At 69.4% G+C, this 24,513-nt stretch carries 24 protein-coding genes; 13 read left to right on the top strand and 11 right to left on the bottom strand.

Annotated elements, in window-relative coordinates:
- Positions 1-13: 13 nt before the first annotated feature.
- A complete protein-coding gene (locus IWX89_RS10985; protein WP_307836514.1) occupies positions 14-661 on the top strand; it encodes a DUF1345 domain-containing protein in 648 nt (215 codons plus the stop codon).
- 3 nt (positions 662-664) lie between these two features.
- Here the strand turns inward: IWX89_RS10985 and IWX89_RS10980 are convergent, their stop codons facing one another.
- The 3 genes from IWX89_RS10980 to IWX89_RS10970 all read right to left on the bottom strand — a co-directional run bounded on the left by IWX89_RS10980 (position 665) and on the right by IWX89_RS10970 (position 2,490).
- On the bottom strand, positions 665-1,510 hold the full coding sequence (locus tag IWX89_RS10980; protein ID WP_196903598.1) for an SMP-30/gluconolactonase/LRE family protein: 846 nt from the start codon (positions 1,508-1,510) through the stop codon (positions 665-667).
- A gap of 6 nt (positions 1,511-1,516) precedes the next feature.
- Positions 1,517-1,681, bottom strand: a complete 165-nt coding sequence (locus tag IWX89_RS10975; RefSeq protein WP_196903597.1) for a hypothetical protein — start codon at positions 1,679-1,681, stop codon at positions 1,517-1,519.
- Between the two features lie 95 nt (positions 1,682-1,776).
- Positions 1,777-2,490 carry an SOS response-associated peptidase gene (locus IWX89_RS10970; protein ID WP_196903596.1) on the bottom strand — a complete coding sequence of 238 codons (714 nt, stop codon included), beginning with the start codon at positions 2,488-2,490 and terminating at the stop codon, positions 1,777-1,779.
- A gap of 116 nt (positions 2,491-2,606) precedes the next feature.
- Between IWX89_RS10970 and IWX89_RS10965 the strand changes: the two genes are divergently transcribed.
- The 6 genes from IWX89_RS10965 to IWX89_RS10940 all read left to right on the top strand — a co-directional run bounded on the left by IWX89_RS10965 (position 2,607) and on the right by IWX89_RS10940 (position 10,606).
- Positions 2,607-3,410 carry a slipin family protein gene (locus tag IWX89_RS10965; RefSeq protein ID WP_196903595.1) on the top strand — a complete coding sequence of 268 codons (804 nt, stop codon included), beginning with the start codon at positions 2,607-2,609 and terminating at the stop codon, positions 3,408-3,410.
- A gap of 31 nt (positions 3,411-3,441) precedes the next feature.
- A complete protein-coding gene (locus tag IWX89_RS10960; RefSeq protein WP_196903594.1) occupies positions 3,442-4,131 on the top strand; it encodes a hypothetical protein in 690 nt (229 codons plus the stop codon).
- A gap of 2 nt (positions 4,132-4,133) precedes the next feature.
- Positions 4,134-5,726 (top strand): DNA polymerase Y family protein, encoded by a 1,593-nt coding sequence (locus IWX89_RS10955; protein WP_196903593.1) that lies wholly within the window; start codon positions 4,134-4,136, stop codon positions 5,724-5,726.
- Positions 5,727-5,804: 78 nt separating this feature from the next.
- Positions 5,805-9,230: an error-prone DNA polymerase gene (locus IWX89_RS10950; protein ID WP_196903592.1), complete on the top strand. Its 3,426-nt coding sequence runs from the start codon at positions 5,805-5,807 to the stop codon at positions 9,228-9,230.
- 57 nt (positions 9,231-9,287) lie between these two features.
- Positions 9,288-10,154: a DUF3097 domain-containing protein gene (locus tag IWX89_RS10945; protein ID WP_231383164.1), complete on the top strand. Its 867-nt coding sequence runs from the start codon at positions 9,288-9,290 to the stop codon at positions 10,152-10,154.
- Between the two features lie 248 nt (positions 10,155-10,402).
- Positions 10,403-10,606 carry a cold-shock protein gene (locus IWX89_RS10940; protein WP_035840308.1) on the top strand — a complete coding sequence of 68 codons (204 nt, stop codon included), beginning with the start codon at positions 10,403-10,405 and terminating at the stop codon, positions 10,604-10,606.
- Between the two features lie 102 nt (positions 10,607-10,708).
- Here the strand turns inward: IWX89_RS10940 and IWX89_RS10935 are convergent, their stop codons facing one another.
- Positions 10,709-11,296 (bottom strand): TMEM175 family protein, encoded by a 588-nt coding sequence (locus tag IWX89_RS10935; protein ID WP_196903591.1) that lies wholly within the window; start codon positions 11,294-11,296, stop codon positions 10,709-10,711.
- 57 nt (positions 11,297-11,353) lie between these two features.
- Positions 11,354-11,833: an Lrp/AsnC family transcriptional regulator gene (locus tag IWX89_RS10930; protein WP_134506540.1), complete on the bottom strand. Its 480-nt coding sequence runs from the start codon at positions 11,831-11,833 to the stop codon at positions 11,354-11,356.
- Between the two features lie 118 nt (positions 11,834-11,951).
- On the opposite strand from IWX89_RS10930, the gene IWX89_RS10925 reads away from it, so the two are divergent.
- Positions 11,952-13,166 (top strand): PLP-dependent aspartate aminotransferase family protein, encoded by a 1,215-nt coding sequence (locus IWX89_RS10925; RefSeq protein ID WP_196903590.1) that lies wholly within the window; start codon positions 11,952-11,954, stop codon positions 13,164-13,166.
- A 22-nt stretch (positions 13,167-13,188) separates the two neighbouring features.
- On the opposite strand, the gene IWX89_RS10920 is transcribed toward IWX89_RS10925, so the two are convergent.
- Positions 13,189-15,003, bottom strand: coding sequence for a DEAD/DEAH box helicase (locus IWX89_RS10920; RefSeq protein WP_196903589.1), 1,815 nt, complete (start codon positions 15,001-15,003; stop codon positions 13,189-13,191).
- Between the two features lie 57 nt (positions 15,004-15,060).
- Between IWX89_RS10920 and IWX89_RS10915 the strand changes: the two genes are divergently transcribed.
- Positions 15,061-15,849, top strand: coding sequence for an SGNH/GDSL hydrolase family protein (locus IWX89_RS10915; protein WP_196903588.1), 789 nt, complete (start codon positions 15,061-15,063; stop codon positions 15,847-15,849).
- A gap of 21 nt (positions 15,850-15,870) precedes the next feature.
- Here IWX89_RS10915 and IWX89_RS10910 read toward each other — a convergent pair whose 3' ends face one another.
- Together IWX89_RS10910 and IWX89_RS10905 are read right to left on the bottom strand one after the other, a co-directional pair.
- Entirely contained in the window at positions 15,871-17,109 is a 1,239-nt protein-coding gene (locus IWX89_RS10910; protein WP_196903587.1) for a D-alanyl-D-alanine carboxypeptidase family protein, read from the bottom strand.
- Positions 17,100-17,939 (bottom strand): RNA methyltransferase, encoded by an 840-nt coding sequence (locus IWX89_RS10905; protein WP_196903586.1) that lies wholly within the window; start codon positions 17,937-17,939, stop codon positions 17,100-17,102. Before IWX89_RS10905 ends, IWX89_RS10910 begins: the two co-directional genes overlap by 10 nt.
- A 117-nt stretch (positions 17,940-18,056) precedes the next feature.
- Between IWX89_RS10905 and IWX89_RS10900 the strand changes: the two genes are divergently transcribed.
- Positions 18,057-18,908, top strand: coding sequence for a Sir2 family NAD-dependent protein deacetylase (locus IWX89_RS10900; protein ID WP_196903585.1), 852 nt, complete (start codon positions 18,057-18,059; stop codon positions 18,906-18,908).
- A 33-nt stretch (positions 18,909-18,941) separates the two neighbouring features.
- Positions 18,942-19,541, top strand: a complete 600-nt coding sequence (locus IWX89_RS10895) for a histidine phosphatase family protein (protein ID WP_196903584.1) — start codon at positions 18,942-18,944, stop codon at positions 19,539-19,541.
- Positions 19,542-19,582: 41 nt separating this feature from the next.
- Here the strand turns inward: IWX89_RS10895 and IWX89_RS10890 are convergent, their stop codons facing one another.
- Complete coding sequence (locus tag IWX89_RS10890) at positions 19,583-20,653, bottom strand: glycosyltransferase family 1 protein (RefSeq protein ID WP_196903583.1); 1,071 nt, start codon at positions 20,651-20,653, stop codon at positions 19,583-19,585.
- Positions 20,650-21,549: an alpha/beta fold hydrolase gene (locus tag IWX89_RS10885; protein WP_196903582.1), complete on the bottom strand. Its 900-nt coding sequence runs from the start codon at positions 21,547-21,549 to the stop codon at positions 20,650-20,652. Before IWX89_RS10885 ends, IWX89_RS10890 begins: the two co-directional genes overlap by 4 nt.
- Positions 21,550-21,658: 109 nt before the next feature.
- On the opposite strand from IWX89_RS10885, the gene treS reads away from it, so the two are divergent.
- The gene (treS, locus tag IWX89_RS10880; RefSeq protein ID WP_196903581.1) at positions 21,659-23,356 is read left to right on the top strand and encodes a maltose alpha-D-glucosyltransferase; all 1,698 of its coding nucleotides are present in this window, start codon (positions 21,659-21,661) and stop codon (positions 23,354-23,356) included.
- 78 nt (positions 23,357-23,434) lie between these two features.
- Positions 23,435-24,121 carry a 3'-5' exonuclease gene (locus IWX89_RS10875; protein ID WP_196903580.1) on the top strand — a complete coding sequence of 229 codons (687 nt, stop codon included), beginning with the start codon at positions 23,435-23,437 and terminating at the stop codon, positions 24,119-24,121.
- Positions 24,122-24,230: 109 nt separating this feature from the next.
- On the opposite strand, the gene IWX89_RS10870 is transcribed toward IWX89_RS10875, so the two are convergent.
- Complete coding sequence (locus tag IWX89_RS10870) at positions 24,231-24,482, bottom strand: type B 50S ribosomal protein L31 (RefSeq protein ID WP_134506572.1); 252 nt, start codon at positions 24,480-24,482, stop codon at positions 24,231-24,233.
- Between the last annotated feature and the right edge of the window lie 31 nt (positions 24,483-24,513).

Below are 24,513 nucleotides of genomic sequence, written 5' to 3'. Positions count from 1 at the left end.
GGACGATCAGCGGGTGAAGCCCATCGGAGTCCTGAAGGTCCACCGTTCGAGCACCCGCCTGGTCGTGATGGCGGTGCTGGGAATCGCGGCGGCGGTGCTGACCGGCCTGTCCGGCGACTGGGCACTCGCGCCGATCGCCGGCTGGGGCGTGGCCTGCATCACCTATGTCGCCTGGGTCTGGCTCACGATCGCCCCGATGGATGCCGTCACAACCGCCGGCCATGCGACGAGGGAAGACCCGTCGCGGGGGGTCGCGGACCTCCTGATCGTACTCACCAGCCTGGCCAGCCTCGGCGCGGTCGCGTTCCTCCTACTGGTAACCCAGACCACCGCCGGCCAGCAGGGCATCCAGGCCGGGGTGGCTGTGCTGAGCGTCGCATTGTCCTGGGTCCTGCTGCACACGCTCTTCACTTTGCGGTACGCGTCGCTGTACTACTCCGGCGTCGACGGCGGGATCGACTTCAACCAGACGGCACCGCCCGACTACGGGGACTTCGCCTATCTGGCCTTCACCCTGGGGATGACCTTCCAGGTGTCGGACACGAACATCGAGGACCATTCGATTCGGATGACGGCGCTCCGCCACAGCCTGCTGTCCTACCTGTTCGGCTCGGTCATCCTGGCCACCCTGATCAACCTCGTCGCCGGGCTCCTGCGCTGACGCTCAGCCGGCGAATTCCCGAACGGGCCGTCCGGTGACCCCCACGTCGGCCACGAACAGGGATCCGGCCAGGGGGTCTTCCCCGGGTTCCAGGTCCTCGCGCGACGTGGTGATGAACAGCCGGTCGAGCCGAGGACCGCCGAAGGTGCAGGCGGTGACCCGGTGCGCCCCGACCTCGACGACTCCGTCGAGGATGCCGTCCGGCGTGTAGCGCCGCACCGCCCCTCCCGCGTAGAGCGCCACCCAGACGCATCCGTCACTGTCGACGGTCAGCCCATCGGGGTAGCCGGCGTCGGCGGGGATCTCGGCAAAGGTGCGCAGTCCGGTCAGGCCCGATTCGGCGTCGTAGTCGAAGACGGCGACCCGGCCGGTGGGGGTGTCGTTGTAGTAGGCGAGGGACCCGTCCGGGCTCCACTCCAGCCCGTTGGAGATGGTCAGGTCCTCCTGGACCACGCTGACCCGGCCGTCGGCCTCGAGCCGGTAGAGCGACCCGGCCCCTGCCCGCTGGTCCCAGGCCATCGACCCGCAGTAGAACCGGCCATGCGGGTCGCAGCCGCCCTCGTTCATCCGCATGCCCGGTTCGTCCCACAACCAATCCTGACGGGTCAGGTCACCGGAGGCGTCCTCGAGGGCGAACCCCCGTTCGAGGGCGATCACCGCGCCGCCAGATGCCCGGGGACGCAATGCCGCCACGAAGGGACCGACGTTGCGGCGGTTGACCGTGTCGCCGTCGAGCGACAGGATGTCGCCGGCGAACATGTCCACCCAGCGCAGGCCGCCCCAGCCATCCGACCAGACCGGACCCTCAGCGTGGAAGGCGACCGGGTCGGTGAATTGCTCGGCGAGCATGACGGTCTAGTCGCGCAGCAGCTGGACCGGGATGTACACGGCGAAGGCGACGCAGAGGATTCCGCCGAAGAAGATCGGCAGCTGGCCGACGGTCACCGCGAAGGCGAGCCCGAAGAGCCAGAATCCGAGGATGAAAATCGCCATGGCGACGATGAAGGCGACGACTTTCATGGGGGGGGTCCTCTCAAGGGGTGCCCGCACAGGTTCGCCGGGCCGATGAGTCGAGCGTACCGGGTGAAAGTCCCGGGGAGGGAACGGGCGGCCGGTCAGCCCGCAGCTCGCGCGCCGACCGGTTCGATCAGTTCGGGGCCGTTCCCCGTCACCGGGGCAACCTGGTGGAAGCGGAGCGCCGCGCTCGCTTCCCGGGATGCCTCGACGGCAGCGTCGACGAGGGCCTGGTCGCCGACCGTGTGCGGGTCGAGCCACTGGTCCCAGCATTCCTCGGGAAGCACCACGGGCATCCGGTCGTGGAGGTCGCGCAGCGGGCCGTCCGCGTCGGTGGTGAGGATGGTCGCCGTGAGCACCCAGCGCGCCGGATCGTCGGCGGCGAGGACAGGATTGCGCCACCACGAATAGAGGCCGGCGAACGCGAGCGGCAGGCCGTCATCCGAGTGGATGAAATAGGGCGTCTTCTCCGTGCCGACCGCGTGCCACTCGAAGTAGCCGGTCGCGGGGATGAGCGCACGGCCGGACGCGACCGAGGCGCGGAAGGTGGCCTTCTCCGCCGCCGTCTCGGCGCGGGCGTTGAAGGTGGGGTAGCCGAGGGCGAGTTCGGTGGAGGAGGACGGGACGAGGGACCACCGCGCGGATTCGAGGCGGCGCACGACGGGCCCGGACTTCGCCGATTCGACCACGATCGGTATCTGCTCGGTCGGTTTGATGTTCCACGAGGGCTCGGGAAGGTTTTCACCCTCGTGCGCGACGTCGAACATGGCGGCGAGGTCAGACGCCGTATCCGTGATGATGAATCGCCCGCACATAGCGACAGGCTACTACCGCTGCTGCCGGTGACCATGCGCCGGGGCACTGGCGGGCGGGCGCCGGTGGGAGCAGAATCGGGGCATCGGCGCCTGTTCGCCGTGGAAGCGAGTCCCCCATGGTCGTGTTCATCGTGGTTCTGGCGGTCGTGCTCGTGCTGGCGTTCATCGTCGCCACGAATTCAATCCGGGTGATTAAACAGTACGAGCAGGGCGTGGTGCTCCGGTTCGGGCGTCTGATCGGCACGCGCCAGCCCGGACTGACCTTCATCATCCCGTTCGTCGATGTGCTGCACCGCGTGGCCCTGCGGATCGTGACCCTGCCGATCCAATCCCAGGGCATCATCACCCGGGACAACGTCAGCGTGGGGGTGTCCGCCGTCGCCTACTTCCGGATCGTCGACCCCGTGAAGTCGGTGATCGCCATCGAGAACGTGCACGCCGCGATCGACCAGATCGCCCAGACCACGCTGCGGAAGGTCGTCGGCCAGCACACCCTGGATGAGACCCTCGCCGAGACGGACATCCTCAACGTCAATATTCGCGAGATCCTCGACGTGCAGACCCTGGACTGGGGCGTGGAGGTCACCCTCGTCGAGCTCAAGGACATCCTGCTCCCCGACACGATGAAGCGGGCGATGGCCAGGCAGGCCGAGGCCGAACGGGAGAAGCGGGCGAAGATCATCAACGCGGAGGGCGAGTCCCTTGCCGCGGCCGCCCTCGGCGACGCCTCGGACACGATGATGGCGCACCCGCTGGCCCTGCAGCTCCGGAACCTGCAGAGCCTCGTTGAGATCGGGGTGGACAAGAACACCGTGGTCGTTTTCCCGGCGCCGCTGATGAGCACAATCGGTGAACTCGGCGCCTTCCTCGCCCGTGAGGCAGCCGCGGCGACCGGAAATGCCGCCGAGAGAGACCATTGACTTAATCGAAGATACGTTCGATTATGGTGGTGTGTCCAGTGCAACCGCCACCCTGTCGTCACCGTCCGGTGGTGGGCCTGCGTCCGGGCTCCAGGACCGGATCGACGCGATGCAGGCCACCCGACTCGGCGGCCATCTGCCGACCCTGCCTGCCCTGGCCGGGCTCTTCCCCGGTGGAGGGCTGCGGCGCGGGTGCGTGTACACGGTGCCGAACTCCACCCTGCTGTTGATGGCCCTCCTCGCCGCCCCGTCGCGGGAGGGCGCATGGTGCGGGGTCGTCAGCCTGCCGGACTTCGGAATCGAAGCGGCCGCAGGCCTGGGAATCGCCCTCGACCGCACCATTCAGGTGCCGTTGCCGGGTGAACGCTGGCTGGCCGTGACGGCCGCACTCGTGGACGTCCTGCCGGTCGTGGCCGTGCGCCCGCCGCTCCAGGCGCGTTCCGCCGATGCCGCCCGTCTCGCCGCGCGGCTCCGCCAGCGGGGAGGTGTCCTCCTCGTCGCCGGACCGTGGGCGCAGTGCGAGGCGGAGCTGACCCTCGAGGCCCGGGACTGGGAAGGGCTGGGTCCCGGCCACGGGGCCCTGTCCGGGGTGTGCGTCACGGTCGTCGCCGCCGCCGGGCACGGCGGAGGAACGACGCGAAAGGCCTCGGTGGTCTTCGGGGGCGGTGAACCGCACCCGTCGAACGACGCGGCCGGGTTCCTCCGGGAACGGGCAGGCTGACCGTGGTCGCCCCTGAGCTTCCCCCGACCCCGCCCGCATCCTCGAGGACGATCGTGCTCTGGTGCCCGGACTGGCCGGTCGCCGCCGCCGGCGCGGAGGCCGGTCTCCCCCGCGATGCACCGCTGGCCCTGATCTCCCAGGGAACGGTATTCGCGGCGTCGGCGTCGGCGCGGGCTGACGGGGTGCGGCGCGGGCTGACGCTCCGCGAGGCGCAATACCGGTGCGGGAGCCTCGTCGTGCTGCCCTACGACCCGCTGCTGGACGAGCGGGCGTTCGAGCCGGTGCTGGCCCGGCTCGAGGAGGTTGCCCCCGGCGTGGCGACGATCCGCCCGGGCACCTGCGCCGTGCGGGCCCGGGGTCCCGCCCGGTTCTACGGCGGCGAGGAACCGGCCGGGCAATCCATCCGTGACGCTGTCCTCGACCTGGGGGTCGCCGATGCCCGGGTCGGCATCGCCGACGGGCCGTTCGCCGCTGAGCAGGCCGCGCGGAGCGCTCAACGGGCGACGGTCCGGGCGGTGCCGCCCGGACACTCACCCGGCTTCCTGGCCGGAATGCCGGTCGCCCTGGTCGTGGACGCGCGGCTGGCCTTGCTGCTGCGGCGCCTGGGCGTGCACACCCTGGGCGATCTCGCCGCCCTTCCCGCCGCACAGGTCGCGCAGCGGTTCGGGCCCGCGGGTATGGCGGCGCAGGCGCAGGCCCGCGGCGACGATCCGGCTCCCGTGCAGGCCAGGGTGCCGCCCCCGCAGCGCGACCTGCTGCTCCGGTTCGAGCCTCCCCTCGACCGGATCGACCAGGTCGCCTTCGCGGCCCGCGCGCCGGCCGACGGATTCGTCGACGGCCTCGCCGGCGCCCGCCTGGTCTGCACGACCCTCCGGGTCGAGGTCGGCCTGGACTCCGGCCGGATGGTCGGTCGCAGCTGGCGGCATCCGCGCTGGTTCGACGCCGCCGACGTCGTCGACCGGGTGCGCTGGCAGCTGCAGGGCAGCGGGGCCGGCGATCCCGGGCTCGACTCGGCGGTGTGCTGGCTCCGGACCCTCCCGGAGGAGGTCGACGCGGCCGGCAACCACGAGCCGGGACTCTGGGGCTCCGGACCAGACGAACGCATTCATCACGCCCTGTCCCGGGTGCAGAGCATGCTGGGGCACGAGGGGGTGGTCACGGCCGTGGTCGGCGGCGGCAGGCTGCTCGCCGAGCGCCAGGTCTTCGTCCCCTGGGGGGATGCGCCTGCCGGCCGTCACGCCGGGCCGGCCGGGTCCGCCGCGGCCCCGTGGCCGGGGAGCCTGGCAGGGCCCTTGCCGGCAACCGTGTTCCGGGAGCGACGACCCGTCTGCCTGCTCACCCAGGACGGAAGCCAGGTCCTGGTGGACGAGCGCGGTCTCCTCCCCGCCGATCCCGTGCAGTTCTCCCCCGCAGGGCATCAGGACGACCTGCGTCCGGTGGTCGCCTGGGCCGGCCCGTGGCCCGTGCATGAGGGCTGGTGGCGACCGGGAGGCGGCCGCCAGGTCGACCGGGTGCAAATCGTCGATGCCGACGGCGCCGCCTGGCTTCTCCAACTCGACGACCGCCGCTGGTGGGCGGAGGGCCGCTATGACTGAGCGACCCTGGCCCATCATGCCGCTCAGGCCACTCATGCCCCTCAGGCCATCCGGCCGGAATCCGGAAGGAGAACCCTGATGGGATGGAGCAACCCGCCGATCTCCTGGTCGGAACTGGAGCGCGCGCTCTCCGACCGGCGCCGCCCGACCGCCACACCGCCCAACGCCGACGGTGGAGACAGCCCGGCCTGGTCGCGACGACGAGCGCCCTACCGCCCAGACGAGGAACCAGCCGTCACGGCACGGCCCACTCCAGGCTCAACGCCCTATGCCGAGTTGCACGCGCACTCCAGCTTCAGCTTCCTCGACGGCGCAAGCTCCCCCGAACAGCTCCTCGAACAGGCGAACCGCCTCGGATTGACCGGGCTCGCCCTGACGGATCACGACGGGCTCTATGGGGTGGTCCGCCTGGCGGAGGCGGCCGAGAGTCACCCCGAGGTCGGCACGGTCTTCGGTGCGGAGCTGTCCCTCGGCCTGTCCGGTCCGCAGAACGGGATACCCGATCCGGAGGGCACCCACCTCGTCGTGCTTGCCCGAGGCCAGACCGGTTACCACCGGCTGGCCGGGGCCATCACGCAGGCACAGCTCGCCGGCGACAAGAAAGGACGGCCGGTCTACGACCTCGAACGACTCTCAGAGCAGTCGGCCGGCCAGTGGGCCGTCCTGACCGGATGCCGCAAGGGCGCCGTCCGGGCTGCCCTGGCGACCGGGGACCAGGCCGCCGCGGCCACGGAATTGACCCGGCTTGTGCGGCTCTTCGGCCGGGACAACGTCTACGTCGAATTGTTCGACCATGGCAACCAGCTCGACTCCAGCACGAACGACGCCCTCGCCGCGCTCGCCGAACGGGCGGGCCTGCCTCTGCTGGCCACGAACAACGTGCACTACGCCAGTCCTGAGCATGCCCGGCTGGCCGCCACCGTCGCGGCCGTGCGCGCCAGACGGAGCCTGGACGAACTCGACGGCTGGCTGCCCGCAACGGCCGGCGCCCACCTCCGTGCCGGCGACGAAATGGCCGCCCGATTCCGCCGCTACCCCGGCGCGGTAGCGAACACGGTCCCGCTGGCCAGGGAACTCGCCTTCTCGCTTCGCCGGGCCCGACCTCGCCTGCCGAGCCAGGATGTGCCGGAGGGACACACTCCCATGAGCTGGCTCCGCGCCCTGGTCTGGGAGGGTGCGACCCGCTGCTATCCGGGCCTCAATGACAACGTGCGTGAACGGATCGAGAAGGAACTCGCCGTGATCGAGGCGAAGGACTTTCCCGGCTACTTCCTGATCGTGCGCGACATCGTCCAATTCGCCCGAGGACGGGGCATCCTCTGCCAGGGTCGCGGTTCGGCCGCGAACTCAGCCGTCTGTTTCGTGCTCGGGATCACCGCCGTGGATTCGATCTTCTACCGGCTGCCCTTCGAACGCTTCCTCTCCAGCCTCCGTGACGAGGAGCCCGACATCGACGTCGACTTCGACTCGGACCGCCGGGAGGAGGTGATCCAGTACGTCTACCGGCGCTACGGACGGTTGAACGCCGCCCAGGTTGCCGACGTGATCACCTACCGGCCGAAATCCGCGGTCCGGGACGTGGCCCGCGCCCTGGGCTACAGCACCGGCCGCCAGGACGCGTGGTCGAAGCAGGTGGAGCGGTCGGGAGAGGCTGTGGCGAGCGTCGACCATGACATTCCCCCGCTCGTGTCCGACCTGGCCGAACAACTCCTCACCGCGCCACGCCACCTCGGAATCCACTCCGGCGGGATGGTGCTCACCGACCGGCCCGTCGGCGAGGTCTGCCCGATCGAGCACGCCCGGATGGACCAGCGCACCGTCCTGCAGTGGGACAAGGACGACTGCGCCTGGATGGGCCTGGTGAAGTTCGACCTGCTCGGACTGGGCATGCTGGCCGCCCTGCAGTACACCTTCGACCTCGTGCGGGAGGAGCTGGGTGAGTCCTGGAGCCTCGAGTCCATCCCCCGGGAAGAGCAGGGCGTCTACGACATGCTCTGCCGGGCCGACTCGGTCGGGGTGTTCCAGGTCGAGAGCCGCGCCCAGATGGGCACCCTGCCGCGGTTGCAGCCTCGCCGGTTCTACGACCTCGTCGTGGAGATCGCCCTGATCCGGCCCGGCCCGATCCAGGGTGGGGCGGTGCATCCGTTCATCCGGCGCAAGCTGGGCCAGGAACCGGTGACCTACCTGCACCCCAAGCTCGAACCGGTGCTCGAACGCACCCTGGGCGTGCCCCTCTTCCAGGAGCAACTCATGCAGATGGCCATGGCCGTCGGCGGCTGCACCGGCGAGGACGCCGATCTGCTGCGCCGGGCGATGGGCTCCAAGCGCGGGGTGGAGAAGATCTCCACCCTCCGGGCCCGCCTCTACGCGGGAATGGCGTCCAACGGCATCACCGGTGAGGTGGCCGACTCGATCTACGCCAAGATCGAGGCCTTCGCCAATTTCGGTTTCGCCGAAAGCCACTCGATCAGTTTCGCCCTGCTCGTGTATTCCAGCGCCTGGCTCCGGCTGCACTATCCCGCCGCCTTCCTCGCCGCGCTCCTGCGCGCCCAGCCGATGGGGTTCTACTCCCCGCAGTCGCTGGTGGCGGACGCCAGGCGGCACGGAGTCCAGGTGCTCCGGCCCGACATCCTCAGGTCGGAGCCCGACGCATCGCTGGAACGCCCCGCTGGAGTCCCGGGCGGGAGCACGCCGGGAGGGAGCGGGCGCCCCGCCTGCCTCCACGCGGAGCAGCCTCCTGTCGGCCCCTTCGACCGGGCCGTTCCTCCCGACTTCCGCGAGCACCGGCGCGATGGGGCGTTCAGCGTGCGGTTGGGGCTGGCCGCGGTGACCGGGATCGGCCAGGATCTCGCCCGCAGGCTGGTCGCCGAACGTGCCGAGAACGGGCCCTACCGGTCGATGGCGGATGTCGCCCGCCGGGTCCGGCTGAGCACCGACCAGCTCGAAGCGCTCGCCACCGCCGGCGCGTTCCAGGGGCTGGGCCTGGACCGCCGCGCCGCCCTGTGGACCGCCGGCGACGCATCCTGGGAGCGATCCGGCTACCTCGCCGGCACGTCCGTGTCGGTCCAGCCGCCGCTGCTGCCGCTGCTCACCGCGGCTGAACAGGTGGTCTACGACCTGTGGGCCACCGGCATCTCCCCCGACGACCATCCGATCCGGCATGCCCGAGCGTCGCTCGCCGCTCGGGGAGCGGTGCCGATCGACGCCCTGGCGCAGCGCGAAAGCGGCCGTCGGCTCGAAGTGGGCGGCGTCGTCACGCACCGGCAACGCCCGGCGACCGCGGGCGGGGTCACCTTCCTCAACCTGGAGGATGAGACGGGGACCCTCAATGTGATCGCCGGACTCGGCGTCTGGAATCGGTTCCGGCGGGTCGCCCGGGAATCACCGGCCCTCATCGTGCGCGGCATTCTCGAGCGCTCTCCAGAGGGTGTGACCAACCTGATCGCCGACCGTTTCGAGCCGCTCACCATCACCGCCACCACGATCTCGCGTGACTTCCGCTAGCGTCGATCGAGGCGGAATCCGGCGCCGGGGATCTGGGCCCCTGGCCAGACAACAGGAATGGACGACCGAGACATGCACGATGGCGACCCGCAGGACAGTTACAGCGCGGATGTGCTCCACGCAGGCTGGCGCGACGTGGGTCGCACCGTCATCCCGTCCCAGGACGCGACCGCCGGCCTCGTCGTCGAAGAGGTTGCCACTGGCTTCTGCGGCGCCGTGGTGCGGATCGAGAAGAGCGTCGTCACGCTGGAGGACCGCCACGGCAAGTTGCGCCTGTTCCCGCTCGGCGGCGGCTTCCTGATCGACGGCCGGCCCGTCGTGCTCGTCGCCCCCGCCCGCGCAGCATCCCGGAAGCCCGCCCGCACCGCCTCCGGCTCCCTGGCCGTCTCGGATGCCCCGGCCCGGGTCGCCCGCGGCAGCCGGATCTTCGTCGAGGGGCGCCATGACGCCGAGCTGGTCGAGAAGGTGTGGGGCGCCGACCTCCGGATCGAGGGCGTCGTCGTCGAGTACATCGAGGGCGTGGACAACCTCGAGGAACTTCTCGCCGAGTTCAAGCCGGGGCCGACCCGCAAGGTCGGGATGCTGGTCGACCACCTCGTCGCCGGCTCCAAGGAGAGCCGGATCGCCGACGCCGTGGCGCGCGGGCCGTACGGCCGTCACGTGCTCGTTGTCGGGCATCCGTACGTCGACGTCTGGCAGGCGGTCAAGCCCGAGCGCCTGGGGCTCGCAGCCTGGCCCGACATTCCCCGCAGTATCGAATGGAAGCACGGGATCTGTGAGGCCCTCGGCTGGCCCCACGAGGATCAGGCCGACATCGCCCGGGCCTGGCAGCGGATCCTCGGCCGGGTGCGGACCTTCGCCGACCTCGAGCCGCAACTGCTCGGCCGGGTGGAACACCTCATCGACTTCGTGACCGTGGATTAGTGCAGGCCCCGCCCACTTTGTGCACGACTTTCAGGAAACATAACGCTTTAGCCTCAAATTCTCACAGAAAAGAGTTCGCACCGGGCGACGTGGGCTAGTGTTATCTCAGTAGTTGTAGTGCTTGCACGTCTTAAAACGCGGTGACTTCGGTTCCCGCGGCGTATTCCTTTCGGAAGCGGACGACGAATACCGCGACGAACGGCCTCGAAAGTCGAGGTCTTTCTAACACTCCTGGAGGAGTTTCAAAAATGGCAACAGGTACCGTGAAATGGTTCAACGCTGAAAAGGGCTTCGGCTTCATCGCTCCCGACGACGGAAGCGCCGATGTCTTCGCGCACTACTCCGCGATCGCATCGAACGGCTACAAGTCGCTCGACGAGAACCAGAAGGTCGAGTTCGAGGTAACCCAGGGCCCCAAGGGTCCCCAGGCCGAGAACATCCGCGCCCTCTAAATAACAGCCACATAAGCTGCTTCAACGCTCCCCGCTTCGGCGGGGGGCGTTGTTTTTTAAGACCTGCAGGCGGCCCGGGACCAGCCGGGCTCACTCCCCCGTTCACTCTCCCGCTGAAGGGGCAAGAAACCGCTCGGCCCGGCGGTCTGGCACGAGCCAGAGCAGCGCGACCACGAGGTAGGCCGCCATTCCGGCCAGCGGATGCAGCAGGGCGAGCACAAGCCCGGCGAGGTAGATCACCGGCGAGGACTTCCCCTTCCAGTCCCGGCCGAGCGCGCGGGCGAGGGCTCCATCCCTCCCCTGCTGGCGGACCAGGGTTGCCTGCAGGACGTAGAAGGCCACGGCCGCCAGCAGCAGGTTGCCGCCGTAGACGAGCACGGGCACGAGCGCGAATCCGGACTCGTCGGTCCACCGGGTGGTGAACGGGAACAGGGACAGCCAGAACAGGAGATGCAGGTTCGCCCAGAGGATGGTGCCGTTGACCCGGCCGGCCAGCTGGAACAGGTGGTGGTGGTTGTTCCAGTAGATGCCGACGTAGACGAAACTGAGCAGGTAGCTCAGGAAGGTCGGCAGCACGCCGGCCAGCCCGGCCCAGCTCGGCTCCTCCGGCACCCGCAACTCCAGCACCATGATGGTGATGACGATGGCCAGCACCCCGTCGCTGAAGGCCTCGAGCCTGCCCTTGTCCATGCCCCGTCCTCCCTGACGGCACAATCGTAGCGCCAGGGGCTCGTCGACCGGCTGCGGCTACTTGACCAGGTCCTGCCAGCCGTCCCCGTCGACGTACTCGAAGATCAGGTTGGTCTCGGTGTGGGCCACGGCCGGATGCTCCGCGAGATGCTCCAGCACGAAGTCACGCAGGTCGGAGGCATCCGCAGCAGCCACGTGCAGCAGGTAGTCGTCGGCTCCGGCCGTGTGGAACAGGCCGATCACGCCAGGCCAGTGCGGCGCCGCGTTGCGGAAGTCGTCGATCTGCACCCTCGCGTGCTTGACCAGGCGCACCGAGATCAACGCCTGGAGGGAGGCGCCGAGCGCGGCCAGGTCGATGTTCGCCCGGTAGCCGCGGATGTGCCCGAGTTGCTGCAGGCGGCGCAGCCGAAGGGACACGGTCGACTCGGCTACGCCGATCTCCGCCGCCAGGGCGGCGCCGGAGGCCCTCGCGTTGACCGACAGGGCGCGGAGGAGCGCACGGTCGACCCGGTCGATTTCGGATTTCTTCGGTTCCATGGACCCACACTTTCCTTGACGAGCAGTTTATGCGACAATCCCCGTCCAGACGGAAGACCCTGCAGGAGGCCTTGTGTGCGGACACAGAATCTGTTTTGGTCTGAGGATGATGCCAACGATGCCGCACCTGGAAACCATTGCCGTGCACGCCGGGATGGACGGCCTGACCAAGGCCGGGATGCATGTTCCTGGGATCGACCTGTCGACGACGAACCCGCTCAGCGAGGTCGAGGCCGGCGGCGATTCCTATGAGAACCTCGCCACGGGCGGCACCCTGGTGCCGGGCGAGTCCGCCGTCTACCAACGTTTGTGGCAGCCGGGCGTCGCCCGGTTCGAGACGGCGCTGTCCGCCCTCGAGGGCGCGGAGGGCACCGTCGCCTTCGCCAGCGGGATGGCCGCCCTGGCTGCCGTGCTGATCGCCACCGTGGCCGCGGGCAAGCCGCACGTGGTGGCCCTGCGACCGATCTACGGCGGCACCGACCACGTACTGGCGACCGGACTGCTGGGCACGACAGTGACCTGGGTCGACGCGGCCGGCGTGGCCGCGGCGATCCGGGCCGACACCGGGCTCGTCATCCTCGAGACGCCCGCGAACCCGACCCTGGAACTGACCGATATCCGGGCGGTGGCGGATGCCGCCGGCGAGGTTCCCCTGCTGGTCGACAACACCTTTGCGACGCCGGTGCTGCAGCGGCCGCTCGAATCAGGTGCGACCCTGGTGCTGCACAGTGCGACGAAATACCTGGGCGGCCACGGTGACGCGATGGGCGGAACCGTGTCCGGTCCGGCCGGCTGGGTGGTGCGGTTGCGCCAGGTGCGCGCGCTGACCGGGGGGATCCTGCATCCGTTCGGGGCGTATCTGCTGCACCGGGGGCTCCGCACCCTGCCCGTGCGGGTTCTCGCCCAGCAGGCCACCGCGGCCGAGATCGCGGGACGGCTCGTCGGGCATCCGGCGCTCGCCCGGGTGCACTATCCCGGCCTGCCCGGCCAGGACCCGCAGGGCCTGCTGAACCGGCAGAGCGCCGGCGCCGGATCGATCATCGCCCTCGACCTCGCCGGAGGGTTCGACGCGGCCGTGCGCTTCACCGAGGCCTGCCGGCTGATCACCCACGCGGTCTCCCTCGGCGGGGTCGATTCGCTCGTTCAGCACCCCGCCTCGCTGACCCACCGGCCGGTCGAGGCCGGTGCCCGGCCGGCCGCCGCCGTCGTGCGGCTGTCGATCGGGCTGGAGCACGTCGACGACCTGATGGCGGACATCCTGGCCGCGCTGGACGTGGCCGGCGACGTCGCGCCGGGCCGAGCGGTCCGGATTCCCGAGGAGGTCGTCGTCTGAGTCCCCGTACGGCGTGAGTTGGTCAGCTGCGACCGAGGCGGCGGCGGAGCAGGTCGATCCGTTTCTGCAGCTGCGTGACGCTGGCCTGAGCGACGGCGGGACCGCCGCACTCGCGCCGGAGTTCGGCGTGAACCATGCCGTGCGGTTCGCTGGCGAGCTTGGACCACATGCCGACCAGGCTGGCGAGCAGGGTGCGCTGTTCCTTCAACGTGCGGTACAGCGGCGGTGGTTCCTCCGGCGCTATCTCACCTGTCACGGGGTCTTTGCGCCGGTCCGTCGACCGCTTGGCCTGGCGGGTCTGCCGCTGGCGGAGCAGTTCGGAGACCTGTTCAGGCTCGAGCAGGCCGGGGATGCCGATGAAGTCGAATTCCTCGTCGGTCCCGGGCTCGGCCAGCTCGCCGAACTCGTCGCCGTTGAACATGACCATGTCGAAGGTGGCCTGCGAGTCGATGGCCTGCCAGAGGAATTCCTCGCCGAGCTCGTCAGAGCCCTTCTCCTCCTTGTTCGCGGCGGCGACCATGGCGTCTTCGGGGTTGTACATCCCGTCGTCGCCGTCGTCGCGGTTGCTGCGGTCGAGGGCGTGGTCCCGCTCGAGTTCGAGTGCGTTGGCGAGGCTGAGCAGGCCCGGCACGTTCGGCAGGAAGATCGACGCGGTCTCACCGCGGCGCCGGGCCCGCACGAATCGGCCGATCGCCTGGGCGAAGAACAGCGGGGTGGACGCGCTCGTCGCGTAGACGCCCACGGCCAGCCGGGGCACGTCGACGCCCTCTGACACCATCCGCACGGCCACCATCCACCGGCGGGTGTTGTGCGAGAACTCGTCGATCCGGTCGCTGGATTCCTTCTCGTCGGAGAGCACGACCGTGACCGGCTCCCCGGAGATCTCCTCGAGGATGGTGGCGTAGGCGCGGGCCGTGGTCTGGTCGGTCGCGATCACGAGTCCGCCGGCGTCGGGGATGCCGTGGCGCACCTGGGTGAGCCGTGAGTCGGCCGCGCGCAGAACCGCCGGGATCCACTGCCCGGTGGGCTCGAGAGCGGTGCGCCAGGCCTGCGAGGTGATGTCCTTGGTGTTGCCCTCGCCGAGCTTCGCCTCCATCTCGTCACCGGCCCTCGTGCGCCACTTCATGTGTCCGGCGTAGACCATGAACATGACGGGGCGCACCACGCCGTCCTCGAGGGCGCGGCCGTAGCCGTAGTTGTAGTCGCTCTGGGACAGCCGGATGCCGTGCTCGTCGGGCAGGTAGCTCACGAACGGGATCGGCGAGGTGTCGGAGCGGAACGGGGTGCCGGTCAGGGAGAGCCGGCGGGTGGCCGGCTCGAAGGCCTCCCGGATGGCGTCGCCCCAGCTCAGTGCGTCGCCGCCGTGGTGCACCTCGTCGAGGATGACCAGGGTGCGGCTGGACTGGGTCAGTTCACGGTGCAAGGCCGCTCGGCTGGCCACCTGGGCGTAGGTGACGGCAACGCCGTGGAAGTGGCTGCCGTAGCGCCCATTCGCGTTCTTGAAGCTCGGGTCGAGCCGGATGCCCGCCCGGGCGGCCGCATCCGCCCACTGGCGCTTGAGATGCTCGGTCGGGGCGACGACGGTGATCCGGTCTATCAGCCGCCTGGCCTTCAGCTCGGCCGCCAGCCGCAGGGCGAAGGTGGTCTTGCCGGCCCCCGGCGTGGCCGCGGCCAGGAAATCGCGCGGCTGGTGCACGAAATACGCTTCGAGAGCCTCGGCCTGCCATGCCCGCAGCTTGTTCGCCGTGCCCCAGGCTGCGCGCTCAGGGAAGGACGGGGACAGGTGTTCGGCTGCACTCGTTCCCTGGATTGGTCCGAAGGCAGGCAAAGTAGTCACTCCCTAAAATCTAGCAAGGTGCGCCGACAGTTTGGTACGAGCGGGGACAATGGAAGCATGACGACGCCGAAGCACCCGTGGTCCCGCTACGTCGCCCTCGGCGATTCCTTCACGGAGGGGGTGGGAGATCCGGAACCGGCCAGCCCCGGCGGGCACCGCGGCTGGGCGGACCGGGTGGCCGAGGTTCTCAGCCAGGGCACAGAGGATTTCGCCTACGCGAACCTCGCGGTCCGCGGAAAGCTGATCGGCCAGGTCATCGACGAGCAGATCGAGCCGGCTCTCGCGCTGCACCCCGACCTGATCACCATCTCCGCCGGCGGCAACGACGTGCTCCGGCCCGGCTCCGACCCTGACGTCATCGCCGCCCGGTGCGAAGAGGCCGTGAGCCGGCTCGCCGCCGACGGAGCGACCATCGTGCTGTTCACGGGCGCCGACGTCGGGTTCTCCCCCGTCTTCCGCGGCATCAGGGGCAAGGTCGCGATCTACAACGAGAACATCCGGGCCATCGCGGCGAGGTACGACTGCGTGGTCGCCGATCTCTGGTCGCTGACCGAGATCCAGGCAGCCGGAATGTGGGCCCCAGACCGATTGCACCTGAACGCGCTCGGCCACCACACCGTGGCGCGGATGGTGCTCGACGTGCTGAACGTGACGAATACCCTCGAAGCGCTCGTGCCGGAGCCGATGCCGGGAACGACCTGGCGGAAGGCCCGCAGTGAGGACATCCTGTGGGCGCGCGAGTACCTCGTCCCATGGGTGCTCCGGCGGATCCGCCACCAGTCCTCCGGCGACCACGTGCTGCCCAAGCGTCCGGAGGCCGGGCCGTTCAGCCGAACCCCGGCCTGACGGACCGGCCGGGCCGGGTTCCTATTTCTCGGCGGCGGCCAGTTCACCGGGATGGCTGAACCGCCACTCGGGGCCCGGGTCGTCGATGGTCTTGTCGAGTACGAGGGGAACGCTGACGGTCTTGCCGCCCACGGCGAAGTCGACCGCGCCGACCTTGTCTCCGGCGTCACCGAGGGTGATCGGACGTGCCGTGGCCACGGCGGTGACCGGCGTGTCCGACCAGACGAGAACGGAGGCGGCCTTCGCGGCGACCGCGTGGCTCTCCTGGCCCCACTTGGTGTCGTAGGAGGCGTACGCGGCGCCCTTGTCGGTGAGGGTGACCTCCCGGAACCCGGGCTTCACGCTCTCGATCAGCGCGGAGATGGAGGCGTTGAGTTCGGTGTGGTCCGTGCCGCCGAGCACGACGCCGACCAGGGTGATGGTCTCGGAGCCGACGTTGAATTCCGCGGAGAAGAGCAGGCAGGCCCCGGCCTCGTCGGTGGTGCCGGTCTTCAACCCGGTGACGCCGTGCTTGCCGAGGAGCTTGTTGGTGTTGGTGACGGTGCCGATGGTGGGCAGGTCGGCGGTGCGTTCGGAGACGATCGAGGCGAGGGCCGGGTCGGCGACGACGAGTTTGCCGATCTCGATCAGGTCGGACGGGCTGCTCTTGCTGCCCGGGGAGAGACCGCTCGTGTCCGCCACGGACGTGTGGTCCAGGCCGTGCGCGGCAAGCCAGTCGTGGGCCGCAGCCAGGTAGGCATCGACCGAGCCGAAGGCCCAGACGGCGAGGGAGATGCTGTAGTTGTTCGCCGACGGAAGCAGCATGGCCTCCATGGTCTGGCGCTGGCTGAGGACCATACCGGCGGACACGGGCGCGACGGACCCGTTCTCGGCGATCACGTCGTAGTAGATGTCGACGTCCTTGTCGGAGAACGCGATGTCGGGTCCGGCCTGCTTGCCGGTCAGGGGCTTCTTGTCGAGCACGACGAGCGAGGTGATCATCTTGGTGATGCTCGCGATCGGCACGGTGCCCTGCTCGCCGCCGGAGCCGAGCACCCCGTCGTAGCCGACGGCGCCGATGGCGCCCGACCCGGCCCCCGGCCAGGTCAGCTGGGCGGCGGGCTGGGTCAGCGCGGCCGGCTGGGTCAGGCTCGCGGCGGCCTCGGGGACCGGGGCGAGGCCGGTGCCGGCGAGGTAGCCGACGCCGCCCAGGACGACGGCGAGAACCCCGATCACGGCGAGGCGACGACGGCGGAAGGTTTGGCGTCGGGTCAGCGGCATCCGTCAATTCTACCGTCGGCCGGCGCGGGGACGCGCAGGGCGTACAGGGCGACGGCACTGGCGGAGGCGACGTTGAGCGAATCGACGCCGTGCAGCATCGGGATCGTGACGACCGTGTCCGCGGCGGAGATGGCCAGTGCGCTGAGCCCGTCGCCCTCGGTGCCGAGGATGAGGGCGAGGCGCTCCGGCGCGTCCGCGGCGAACCGGTCCAGGCTCACCGCATCGTCCGACAGGGCCAGTGCTGCGAGGTGGAAGCCGGCGGCGTGAAGCAGCGGTGCGGCCTCACCCCACTCGGGCAGCCGCGTCCACGGCACCTGCAGCACGGTTCCCATGCTGACCCTGACGCTGCGCCGGTAGAGCGGGTCGGCGCAGCGCGGGGTGATCAGCACCGCGTCGGCGCCGAGTCCGGCGACCGAACGGAAGATCGCCCCGACGTTGGTGTGATCGACGATGTCCTCGAGGATGACGATGCGCCGGGCGTCCCGGATCAGGTCGGCGACCGCGGCCAGGGGCGGGCGGTGCATCGCGGCCAGTGCACCCCGGTGAAGGTTGTACCCGGTCAGCTTCTCGAGGACGCCCGCCTCGCCGACGTAGACGGGCACGTCGGGCCACTCCGCCAGCAACGGGAGCACATCGGGCAGCCACTGCTCCTGGACGAGCACGGAACGCGGCTGGTGCCCGGCCGCGAGAGCCCGCACGATGACTTTGCTGGACTCGGCGATATAGAGGCCCCCCGCCGGTTCGGCGACGCGCCGCAGCGCGACATCCGTCAGTCGTGCGTAGTCGGCAAGACCGGGCAGGTCGAGGTCGGTGATGTGAACGATCTGCACAGCGATGGCGCCTTTCGAGGGAATGAGCGACTCCAGCCTGTCAGGTCCGTCACCCGGATCTGTCACCCACACCAAAACCCGCGAGTTTAGACTCGGAGGGACAGAGGATGGAGCACCATGACCACCGAGACGATTCCGGTCTCCGACGCGGTCGCCGCCGAGGCACTGGACACCGTCGCGGAACTGCTGCGCGGCAAGCAGACCGCTGTGCTCACCGGCGCCGGGATGAGCACCGATTCCGGCATTCCCGACTACCGGGGCAAGGGCGCGCCGGTGCGCACCCCGATGAATTTCCAGACCTTCGTTGAGGACGAGCGGGCGCGCAAACGCTACTGGGCGGGCAGCCATCTCGGCTGGCATCGGTTCCGCGCGGCCGAACCGAACCTCGGCCACCGGTCGCTGGCCCGGCTCGAGCAGCATGGCGCGATCTCCGGGGTGATCACGCAGAACGTCGACGGCCTGCACACGCGGGCCGGTTCGCGGCACGTCGTCGACCTGCACGGGTCGATGGACCTGGTCGTGTGCCTCGCCTGCGGCCAGGCGTTCGGCCGGGACAGCGTCGCGGCCCGCCTCGAACAGGACAATCCGTTCCTCGGCGAACCCGATGCCGTGCGGGTGGCGCCGGACGGGGACGCGGACGTCGCCGACGTTGAGGGTTTCGTCATCCCCGCCTGCACCGTGTGCGGTGGCATGCTCAAGCCCAACGTCGTCTTCTTCGGCGAGCTGGTGCCGACCGTCAAGTTCACCGAGGCGACCGCGCTCGTGGCCGGCGCGGAGGCCCTCGTCATAGCCGGGTCCTCCCTGGTGGTGAATTCGGGGATCCGATTGCTCGAACAGGCCAGGCGTCGCAAACTGCCGATCGTGGTCATCAACCGCGGCGTCACCAAGGGAGACGGCCGGGCGCTGATTAAGCTGGAGGCCGGGACGTCGGAGACGCTCGCGGGCCTCGCGGCCCGTCTGGTCGACTGATCCCGGTCCATGCGCGATGACGGAACGGCGGCCATGACCAGACTCTCGATAGTGCGCCACGGGCAGACCGAGTGGAACCTGCGCACCAGGATCCAGGGCAGCACGGATATCCCGCTCAATTCGACCGGACGGGCCCAGGCCGCGGAGACCGGCCTGCGGCTGCGCAGCCGGCACTGGGACGCGATCGTGACGAGCCCGCTTGACCGGGCGCACGAGACCGCGCGGATCATCGCCGGCGAGCTCGAATTGGCGCAGCCGGAGGTGGTCGAGGCGCTCACCGAACGTCACCATGGCCAGATCGAGGGGCTCACCTTCGCCGAGCGGCAGTCCCGGTTCCCCAACGGGGTCGCCGTGCCCGGACTGGAGACGCGTCAGGAGGTGTTGGACCGGGTGCTGCCGGCGCTCGGCCTCGTCGCCGCGGCCCGGCCCGGCCAGTCCGTGCTCGTCATCTGTCACGGCGGCGTGATCGGAACTCTGATCCGCAACAGCACCGGCGGTGAACGGCCCCGCCACGACGAGATCATCGCCAACGGGTCGGTGCACGAATTCGTCTGGCGTGATGGGCGGCTGGAGCTCGAGTACTTCGACGCGACCGTGCGCACCCTCGCCGAGAACACGCACTACACCGGCTGAGGCCTCGCGACCGGCTGTGAACTCGAAACCGGCCGGCCGGCTCAGTGCGGCGCGGCCGTGGCGGTGATCAGATCCAGGAGCTTGCGGGCCGAATCCGCCCAGGTGAACCGGCCCGCCGCGGCGACGGAGAGCCGTGAACGTTCGGCCCACTCCCCCGGCTGGTCGAGCCGGCTGATGGCCGCGGCGAGGGCGTCCGGGCTGGCCGGGTCGAAGTACAGGGCCGCGTCGCCCCCGATCTCGCGGAAGATGGGGATGTCGCTGACCACGACCGGGATCCCCTGGCTCATCGCCTCGACCAGCGGAATCCCGAAGCCCTCGTCCAGGGAGGCGGTCACCAATGCCGTCGCGCTGCGGAGCACCGCCGCGTACTCCGTGTCGCTGGCACCGTCGTGGAAGACCAGCCTCGCCTGGGGGGCAAGCGCGGTGAGCCGGGCGCGTTCGGACTCGCCGACCCGGCTCATCAGGTGCAGTTCGTGCCCCGGCAGCCCGGCCACGGCGCGAACGAGCGTGTCGACGTTCTTGTACGGCATGAACGAGCCCATGTAGACGAGGCGACCCGTTTCAGGCGTCGTGCGCTGCACGGGGTCCGCGCTGAGCGCGCCGGCCGCGTTGGGAACCACGGTGACCGGCCGGTGGGTGAGGGCGTGGTCCCGGATCAGGTCGCGGGTGGTCGCCGAGACCGTCACGATCGCGTCGGCCCGGTTCAGGAGCATCCGTTGCGGCCACCAGGCCAGGTGGTACAGACGCCAGAGCAGGCGGACCGCGGCCGGGAAGTCACGTGGCGGGGTGCGGTTGCGGTAGTAGATCAGGTCGTGCACGGTGAGGATCAGCCGGTACCGGCGGCCCCAGGACCCCATGGTCTGCATGGGGCTGAACACGACGTCGGGATGCAGCCGGTTGACCTGGCGGGCGACGAGCGGTTCACGGACGCTGGTGGGGCCGCTCACGAGCTGCCAGGGCAGGGCCGGCAGGAGGGCGAGCTGCCGGTGGTCGCTGATCAGCATGATCACGGGGTGCAACTTGCCCAATTCGGTGACCAGGCCCGCGGTGTACCGGCTGATGCCGTCGTGCCGGTCGAACCGGGTGTAGCGGCAGTCGAACACGATCTTCATTCCGGAGACTCCTGGGCGAGGAAGCGGCGGATCTCATCCGCGGCCTGGGCGGGAACCTCATAGTGGATCAGGTGGCCGACGTCGGGGATCACTCGCAGGGTCGCCTGCGGGAACAGTGCCTGCAGCCGGTGCTGGGCGGCTACGGGGGTGATGTCGTCCTTGTCGGCGGCGACGAGCAGGGTGGGCTGCGGGATGGCGGCGGCGAATTCGCTGACGTCGGAGCCCACGGACGCGGTGAACGCCTCGAGCACGACCGAACGGTCGGCGAACGCGGAGAAGTACCGGTCGTGCTGGTTGTGGATCCAGCGGCGGAGGTCCCGGTCGCCGGTCTTGGCCATCGTGATGCTCATCACCCGCACGATCACACGGTTGCGGAGCAGGGCGAAACCGAGCCGCTCGGGCAGCTTCGCCGCCGCCCAGTAGTAGAACACGGCCAGCCGGGTCAGGATGCCGCGCGGCCCCGAGAGCGCCGGCGCGGCGATCGGGTTCACCAGCACGACCTCGTCGGCGGTGAGGCCGCCCGCGATCGCGGCGGCCACGATGATCGAGCCGAACGAGTGCCCGAGGATGACCGTGCGCCCGGGGATCGCCAGGACGTCGACGAGTTCGGACAACCAGCGGCCGTAACCGGCGATGTCGTGCCGGATCGGGGTCAGCGGGCCCGATTCGCCGAACCCGGGCAGGTCCGGGGAGATGATCCGGAAGCCGGGGAGCTGCGCGACGACGGGCTCCAGGCCGTGGTGGTCGCCGCGGAACCCGTGCACCATCACGATCGTCGTGGCCGCTGCCGGATCGCCGTACTCCCAGTACCGGGTGTCGCTTCCGAGCACGGTCACGGTGTGCACGGTGACGGGAATCCGGGCGAGCAGTTCGTCATACGGCGAAGGAACGTTCATCAGACCCAGTTTAGGGCTGACTCTCCGATCGGGCTCGACAGACCCGGTACCGGTGAATCTAGACTCGTGCTGTTCCCGTCGATCAGAGCCCGGGCCCGGAAGGAATCCTGTGAGTTTCACCGCACCCATCCGGCTTCCCGGTCTCACCCTCGATCCGCGCTGGTATCGGCGCGCCGTGTTCTACGAGGTCATGGTCAGGTCATTCGTCGACAGCAATGCCGACGGCTCCGGCGATCTCGCCGGCCTGATCTCCAAGCTCGACTATCTGCAGTGGCTGGGCATCGACGCTCTCTGGATTCCGCCGTTCTTCTCCTCCCCGCTGAAAGACGGCGGCTACGACGTGTCGGACTACCGCTCGATCCTGCCGGAGTTCGGCACGCTCGAGGAGTTCAAGGAACTGGTCACGAAAGCCCACGAGCGCAATATGCGCATCGTCATCGACCTGCCGCTGAACCACACCTCCGACCAGCACGACTGGTTCCAGCAGTCCAGGGAGCACCCGGACGGGCCGTACGGCGACTACTACGTGTGGAGCGACAGCGACGACAAGTACCCGGACATCCGGATCATCTTCACGGACACCGAGGAGTCCAACTGGGCCTTCGACTCCGTCCGGCGGCAGTTCTACTTCCACCGGTTCTTCTCCCACCAGCCAGACCTCAACTTCGAGAATCCGGCCGTTCACGAGGCGATCCACGAGGTCGTCCGGTTCTGGCTCGACCTCGGCGTCGACGGGTTCAGGCTCGACGCGATCCCGTACCTGTACGAGTCGGAGGAAGGAAACGGTGAGGGTGAACCTCCCACCCACGAGTTCGTCCGGAGACTGCGGATGCTGCTGGACCGGGACTACCCGGGACGGATCATGATCGCGGAGGCGAACCAGTGGCCGCGCGAGGTGGCGGCCTTCTTCGGCACCGACGCGGAGCCGGAATGCCACATGGCCTTCGACTTCCCGGTGATGCCGCGCATCTTCTATTCCCTGCGCTCCCAGCGCGCCGGCGAACTCGTGCGCGTCCTGTCGGAAACGACGGACATCCCCGAATCGGCGGGCTGGGCCGTCTTCCTCCGCAACCACGACGAGTTGACGCTGGAGATGGTCAGTGAGGAATACCGCCAGGCCATGTACGGCTGGTACGCCTACGACCCACGGATGCGCGCGAACATCGGCATCCGCCGCAGGCTCGCCCCACTGCTGGACAACTCCCGGCGCGAGCTGGAACTCGCCCATGCCCTCTTGTTCGCCCTGCCCGGCAGCCCGTTCCTGTACTACGGCGACGAGATCGGGATGGGCGACAACATCTGGCTCCCCGACCGGGACAGCTCACGCACTCCGATGCAGTGGACGCCCGACCGGAACGCGGGATTCTCCGCCGCCGACCCGGGCAAGCTCTACCTGCCGCTCGTGCAGTCGCTGGTCTACAACTACACCCAGACGAACGTGGAATCCCATCTGGCCCAGTCGGGGTCGCTGCTGCACTGGATCCGCAACGTCATCCATGTGCGCAAGCTCCACCCGACCTTCGGCCTGGGCCTGATCCGGGTGCTGGCCACCGACCACGAGTCCGTGCTCGCCTTCACCCGCGAATACGCCGGGTCCGGTACGAATTTCGGCGACCAGCCGGAGACGGTCCTCTGTGTGTTCAGCTTCTCGCACAACCCGATCGCGTTCCGGATCGACGACCCGGACCTGGCCGGCACTCGCCTGTACGACATCTTCGGCGGTGCGGTGTTCCCGAGCTTCGATGACGCGGGCGTGCTCACCCTGACGCTCGGGGCGCAGAGCTTCTACTGGCTGCACTGCGGGTAGCGGCCGCACTGCGATGGCGGCTGCACGGCGGCCGGGCCGGCGGCGGGCAGTGACGGTGGTCGCCCGTAGGCTGTGCCCATGAGCAATTGGAGCGACACCCTGGCCGTATTCGACCTCGAGACCACCGGCATCGACGTGGAGACGAGCCGGATCGTCTCGGCGACCGTGGCCGTCATCGACCGGGCCGGGGAGGTGCTCGAGAGGGTGGACTGGCTGCTCGACCCCGGCATCGAGATTCCGGCCCAGGCCACGAATGTGCACGGCATCACGACCGAGTACGCGGCGGAGAACGGGCGTGGGGCCGCCGAAGGGGTTGCCGAGATCGTGGCGACCATCCGCGAGCACCTCGGCCGCGGCCTTCCCCTGGTGGCCTACAACGCGCCCTACGACCTCACCCTGCTCAACCGGGAGTCGCTGCGCCACGGCGTCTCTCCGCTTGTGGCGCCGTCGCCGGTCGTCGACCCGCTCGTGATCGACAAGGCAGTCGACCGCTACCGCAAGGGCAAGCGCACCCTGGAAGTGACCAGTGCGTTCTACGGCGTTTCCCTCGACGACGCGCACGATTCCGGTGCGGATGCGATCGCGGCCGGCCGGGTCGCGCAGGCGATCGCGCGCGCCCACGCGGCCAAGCTCCCGGTCACCGTCTCCGAACTGCATGACCTGCAGGCGAAGTGGTCGCTCGAGCAGGCCGAAAGCTTCCAGACCTACATGCGCCGCGAACGCGACCCGGAGTTCGTCGCATCCGGCGGCTGGCCGGAGCGCTGACCAGGACAGCGCTGACCAGGACGGAATTGACAACAGAAAAGGCGACCAGCCTCGGCTGGTCGCCTTCACTATGGTGCCGCGGCGTGTCGCCGCGCCGCTGCGGGGCTGGTTACTTGCCGAAGCCCTTGTAGCGCGAGTTGAACTTCTCGACCCGTCCGGCGGAGTCCATGATGCGCTGCTTGCCGGTGTAGAACGGGTGCGACTCGGAGGAGATTTCCACGTCGATGACCGGGTAGGTGGCGCCGTCTTCCCAGTCGATGGTCTTGGAACTGGAGACCGTCGAACGGGTAAGGAACGTCGCACCCGACGCGAGGTCGCGGAAAACCACGGGAGCGTACGTGGGGTGAATGTCAGACTTCATGAAGACTTCCTTATTGCTGTTCGATTGGTGA

It is taken from the genome of Cryobacterium sp. MP_M3, assembly GCF_015752155.1.
Taxonomy (GTDB): domain Bacteria; phylum Actinomycetota; class Actinomycetes; order Actinomycetales; family Microbacteriaceae; genus Cryobacterium.
Note: the sequence above shows the minus strand (reverse complement) of the source record. Positions and strands in the feature narration are given on the sequence as shown.